The sequence below is a fragment of the Limnohabitans sp. genome (assembly GCF_031538885.1).
Taxonomy (GTDB): domain Bacteria; phylum Pseudomonadota; class Gammaproteobacteria; order Burkholderiales; family Burkholderiaceae_C; genus Limnohabitans.
Window position 1 is genome coordinate 1 of the sequence record NZ_JAVKLW010000067.1, and the last position, 5,803, is coordinate 5,803.

At 54.3% G+C, this 5,803-nt stretch carries 4 protein-coding genes; 2 read left to right on the forward strand and 2 right to left on the reverse strand.

The window, feature by feature from the left end:
• Positions 1-249, forward strand: a 249-nt coding sequence (locus RMS03_RS05400; protein ID WP_310626076.1) for an IS30 family transposase, incomplete at its 5' end; no start/stop codon positions are given.
• 67 nt (positions 250-316) lie between these two features.
• Complete coding sequence (locus tag RMS03_RS11645; protein ID WP_405023504.1) at positions 317-598, forward strand: helix-turn-helix domain-containing protein; 282 nt, start codon at positions 317-319, stop codon at positions 596-598.
• 4,142 nt (positions 599-4,740) lie between these two features.
• Here RMS03_RS11645 and RMS03_RS05410 read toward each other — a convergent pair.
• Together RMS03_RS05410 and RMS03_RS11650 are read right to left on the reverse strand one after the other, a co-directional pair.
• On the reverse strand, positions 4,741-5,637 hold the full coding sequence (locus tag RMS03_RS05410) for a hypothetical protein (protein ID WP_310626078.1): 897 nt from the start codon (positions 5,635-5,637) through the stop codon (positions 4,741-4,743).
• A gap of 67 nt (positions 5,638-5,704) precedes the next feature.
• A partial coding sequence (locus RMS03_RS11650; RefSeq protein WP_405023472.1) for an IS3 family transposase occupies positions 5,705-5,803 on the reverse strand: 99 nt, incomplete at its 5' end.

Here is a 5,803-nt window from a genome sequence, read left to right on the forward strand (position 1 = left end):
GATCGGGTGCTGGGCATTCAGACTTACTTCGCTGACCCCTATTGCAGTTGGCAACGTGGCAGCAACGAGAACTTCAACGGCCTACTGCGCCAATACATCCCAAAGAAGCGCCGCATGGAAACCGTGACGGATGAGGAATTCACTATGATTGAAAACCGATTGAATCACCGCCCCAGAAAGCGACTAGGATTCAAGACACCTCACGAGGTATTCCATGCCTCGTTAAAGCGTGTTGCACTTCGTCCTTGAATCCGCCGAATATATTGCCCACAGTTAGCTGAAGACAGTTTAAGCTATTTTTCTAACGATAGTGGGCATGACTAAGGCCCACCGATTCATCGCTAAACCACCCGCATTAACCTTGGCTAAGGCGTTTGGCGATGTCGTGCGCGAATTACGTCGCGAGCAAGGCTTGTCCCAAGAGAAACTAGGGTTTGCCGCAGGCGTTGATCGAAACTTTGTATCCATTTTGGAATTGGGGCAACAAGTGCCAAGTCTGAGTTCTGTTTTCAAAATAGCTGTTGGTCTTGGCATTAAGCCCTCCGAGCTGGTTGCCAAAGTTGAGTGCCGCTTTTCTTTACCGCTACCTTTGTTATAGTTTGATTTAAAATCTGCCCACTCTAAACCGCCCTTCTGAATACGCCCATGCCACACTCTTCTCGCAGCACTTCTGCATTGCCCCCCGAGTTGCGGGAAACGTTTTTGCGTTTGAGTGAAGCTCAAGCTGCAACGCAAGCCGCGTTGCGCGAGGTTTCCGCCGAAGTCAAAAGCGTAGCCGCTGCCAATAAAACCCTGCAAAAACTCTACGGCGGCATGGCCAACAACCGTGGTGATGAGACCGAAGAGTTTTTCTACGATGCTTTGGTGCAAGAACCTGTGATTGGTGATCTCAAGTTCAACAAGGTGCTTGCCCATGTGTCGGTGGGCGCTAAGGGCAAACAAACAGAGATCGATTTGGTGCTGGTCAACGGCAATAGCTTGGCTTTGGTTGAGGTCAAAAACAAGTGCCACGCGCAAGACTTGGTTCAACTCGAAAAACACATTACTTTGCTGCGCAAACACAGCCCTGAGTACAAGGGGTTTAAGTTTTACGGTGGCATTGCTGGGTTCAGTATCCCCAATGATGTGGTGAAGGCCGCGCACGAACAGGGCTACTTTGTGCTCAAGCGCCACGGTAAGGTGTTGGCCAGCAATACAGCGGGCATGGTGGCGCATTGAGCAAAGATGCCGAGCGCTGTAGTTGGCATCAGGCGCAAACAACACCTCACCATTGACCAAACTCACCTGTCCATACAAAGGCTGCGATGTGCTAGCGGCTGTTGTCGCATTGGCAAGCACCGCACTGCTCTTGAGGCGGCTATCACCTGCTGTGATGGTGACTTGTGCGTTCGCCTGCACACTAGCTTGCTGCGGTGCTTGCGTGGGTGCATCGCTCACCACCCGTTCGTCGCCCTCGGCAATCGTGCTTTGCGTGATGACGTTCGCCACGGTCTTGACTGGCCCAAAACTTATCGCCCCTGTGGCGGTGGTCTCCGTAGGGGCTCCCGCTACATTGCCACCCCCATGCCTGTGCGCGTCTTGCTCAGGCGTGCCCTCCCAATCGCCGATGCGCTTGGCTTGTTGCTCGTAGGTTTGCTCGCGCACACTCGCCCAACGTGTGCCACCCTCGTCGGTGATTTGCACTTTGCCCTGATAGCCTTCGTGCTCCAGCACTGCGCCTGCGTCCAGCGTGTGCAAGGTGCCGTCAGGGTTGACCTCTTGAATTTGTGCAAGCTTGACACCCTCTGTGTCGGCTTTGAGGGTGGTGGCTGTCAGCGCATCTATGTGGCCGTTGGCATAGGTGACTTCACCTGTTTTGAAGTTGATGCTGCTGATGCTTTGTGAGGCCAAGCTCTTGCCCTCGCCCGCTTGCATCTGCCCGTCTTGGTTCACATCCACCCACAAGCGTATGGCCGCAAACGCGGGGTCTCGCTTGTCTAGCACACCGTCCCCGTTGGCATCTAGCCATTGCACGTTGTTGTGTTGCAGGGCGGCGTTTTGGTTGGCTTGCTTTGCTTCGTCGGTGGGGTTGCCTTGGCTTGTGTTACCGCCCAAGTTCAGAATGTCCCGCGTATCGATTTGAGCGTTGCCATCCAAGTCCAAGGTCAACACGCCTTGCAGGTTGCCCTGCACATCGGTGGCGCTGACCCATTGGGTTTTTTCAAAATACCCATCGTTCTCCACATCACGCAACACTTCACTGGTCTTGACCACCGTCTCATGCAGCTCTTTCATGCTTTGCTGCACACCCACGTGCTGGTTGATGTGTACCACCAACGCACCAAAACTCTGGCTCTTGAAATCCGCGCTCTCCACCGCATTGCCTTGCAGGCTGTAGGCTTGGTCGCCCACATACGCATGGCCACCAATACCCGCTTTAAAACCATGGGCCAATTCACTCAAACGATGTTGGGCTTGCTCTGTTTGTGCGCTCAGCTCAGCATAGCGGGCCTCTTGTTCGGTCGGAACAATTTTCTGTATCTGTAAACCATCGTCTGTTTGCACTTCGGTCACGACGAGTAACGCATCACGCTGGGCCTCAAGCTCTTGCACCTGCGCTTGCGCGTGTTGCCACCTGATCTGCTCTGTCTCTACCTGCCAGGCAGGGGCCAAACCACCGTTGTGTTGCAACACTTCAATCAACCGTGTGGCAATGGTCTGGCTGTAAATGGTTTCTTTGACTGTGCTGCCGTCAGGTAGGCTGATCTCTAGCCACGCATAGCCACCACTCACCCCTACTTTGGGTATCAGGTAGGGGTTGAGCGCCACATCATCTGCATGGCTTGGGTTCTTGTCGTTGACGGCTTGCAGCACGTGCTCCAGCAGTGTTTGCACACGCGCTGCCACACTATTGGCTGCGTCCGCTCCACCGGTTTGGTTGAAGTCAATGGTGTGCTGGATGTGACCATTGGCATCCCAACTGAAGTGAACTAAGCCTGCGGGGGGCGGTGGGGGTGGATCACGGTGCCCGAATATGTCACCAAGCGTTCCTCCAATCAAACCGCCTATCGCGCCACAAATAGCCACCCCTACAGGCCCAAACTCCGCCCCCAGCGCCTGCCCTATGTAGGTGCCAGCAATCGTCCCCGCGCTTTGCTCTGGATGGTCTGCAAAATTCCTCAGCTCCAGCAGTGTGCTGACATACGGCAACTCTTGCCCCATCATGTTGCCAATGGCTTGGTCTACAGCACCTCCGCTGACGGTGTTTAAGCCATTGGCAATCACCAAGTTGTCGCCGCTCTGTATGCCTTGCGCCAAGCTCAACCAGCCTGCTGCTGCGCCCAAGTCCCCGGGCAGGTTGTTGCCTGTAGCTCCAAATGCTTCGCCTAGTTTGTCGGTGGCGTTGTAGAGGTTGACCAAGGCGCTGAGCTTGCCCACATCACTCAAGTGGCTCCAGTTGTTCACCGCCATGACACTGTTGAACAGGTTGCTGGCTTGCGCCTGCGCTTGCGCGTTGTACTCGCCTTGGGTTTGAACGCTGCCTTGCTCGCTGATGTGTTGGTTCACCTCGACTGTGTTGCCACTGGCGTCTATGGTGGTGGCTTTGAGATTGAGGTCACCCGTGCTACCTCGGTTGATCTCTCCCACGATGTCGCCGTCTGCATTGGCGATGATGGCTCCGCCATTCGGCATTGAATAGAACGAGAGTTCTTTGTCACCACCCAAGCCGAGTTTGTCGATCTGCGCTGCGAGTGCGTCTTGTTGTTTTGAGTTGAGGGTGTTGCCTTGGGTGTCTAGGTAGTTGCTGAAGGTGTGGGTGTTGGTGTTGGTGTGCGCTGATGTATCAGGCAAATCACCACGAGAATCTGAAATCTGAGTTGTGTCAGGGTATTTAGCCTTGATGTCGGCGGCGGTTTGGTCGGCTTGGTTGAAGGCGTCTTCGATCTGCCTGCTCGTCTCGACCAATGCACCGGCTTTGGCTTGTGCCTCAATGGCGTCAATGCGGTGCGTCAGAGCGGTATGCAAACCGCCAATGGCAGCTTGTTGCGCCATCAATGGCGGTATAGGAAAGTCCGTCAACAAATCCACCACCTTGGCATCTGCGGTAGCTTGCACCGTTGAGCCCACATGGTCACCTGTGAGGCCGATTTTGCTAAACGCATACGACTGCATGCTGCCGTCGTTGGACGTGAACGCTTCACGCGCCAGATCAGGGAACTCTTTTTGCATCTCGGATTTGAGCGCTGCAAACTCTGGCTTATTGAGCAACGCACCCACACCCGGGCCATCGATGTTGACGGCGTTGCCACCCCAAAACGCACGGTTCAATTCAGCCCATGCACCGCCTTGGCTGTGGCCTACGGTGGTGTCGAGTTTTTCCATTAACCGAGGCAACGAAGTGTTGAGACCATCATCACCTTCAACTCGAATCACTTCGTTCTTGATTTCTTTTAGGGCTGCTGCCACAAACCGAATACTGTCCGTCGCCTCAGGTGTCCAGTTGCCCACTGCCAAGTTGGCGTTGGCGCGTGTCCAGTCTTCGCGGTCATTGCTACCCGAAAAGCCCACACGGTACAACCCAGACGTGCTGTCTTTGTAAAAGCCTGCTTGGAAGTTGGTGGTTTCGGGTTTGAAACCTGGCGTCTCTGTGACGTTCCAAGTTCCAACAGATGCAGGGCCATTGCTCGAACCATCCCCATATGCCGCTTTAGCTTGCGGTAGTGCGTTGAGAAGTCTTGTGTAGTCCATTTCTCTGCTCCTTTATTTGTTGGCCTCAGCGGGCATCAGGGCCTTCTTGCCCAAGGCTTCCCAGTCGTCACCGCGGGCGTTGTCCATCGCTTGCACTTGGGCGCTAAATGCACGAGGTAAATGGATAAGGTGAGCGAAATTTTGAAAAGGCGTATCTTCCCAGCGCCCCTTATGCGCGACTTGCTGAACCAAGACAACAAAATCTTGAATCCCCTCTTTGAGCATGCGACGGTTCCTAAAATTCCCCGTCGAACCCTGCACGGCGATGTAGTCAATGCTGCCGTCGTAGAGCTTGCCTCGGTATTCATCTAAGTACAGCGTGGTAATCGGCCACACCACTTTGTCGCCTTGGATGCCTGCTAGGCCGAAAGCGTTGGTTTCGTAGCGGGGGATTTTTCCTGGCGTTGGATTGGTTTGCCAACGCTCTCTTCCCGCTTTTAATGAAAGCTCACTTCCACCAACCAAGTTCAATGAGCTGTTCTTAGGTCCAGGCGCTGTGAAATCCACCTCATTCTTCACAGGCAACTTCACATCACGGTTGATATAAATCTCAAACCGAAAGTCCATGCCTTGGCTGCACACTTCGGCTTTGCCACCAAAACCGCAGTTCTCACCAAACCCACCGGGCACCAGCTTAAAAGCCACGGCCTCAGCGCCTTTGAGTTCTTCACTCACAAAGGCTTGGGGCATGCAAAACCTCTTTGCAAACTCGGGCGTCACGGCCCAGATGTAGCGGTCTTTGGCATAGCGAACTTTGCCGGGCTGTGCGCCTTGGTAGTGGCCCAGCTCGCAGTTTTGGTAACGGGCTTTGATTTGGTCGTTGGGTAGTGCGGCTTCACCTGCAACAGGCGCAGGTGGCTGGCCTGTGTAGGTGTCTTGTGCGCTGGCGTGCAGTGTGGCAAAGACCAAGCTGATGAGCCGAACTGATTTAAAGATGTGAACCTGCCCCTGTTGGACGTACCTCTTAGCTGGTCAATTATGCGGCCTTCAATAGCTGTGCCGCGTTCCAGCTTTTCTCAAACTGCATCGGGCTGACATAGCCCAATGTAGAGTGAATTCTGCGGTGGTTGTAGAA

Excerpts from the sequence above, each read along its gene's own strand:
- RMS03_RS11645 (WP_405023504.1), top strand. The coding sequence starts at position 317 with ATGACTAAGGCCCACCGATTCATCGCTAAACCACCCGCATTAACCTTG.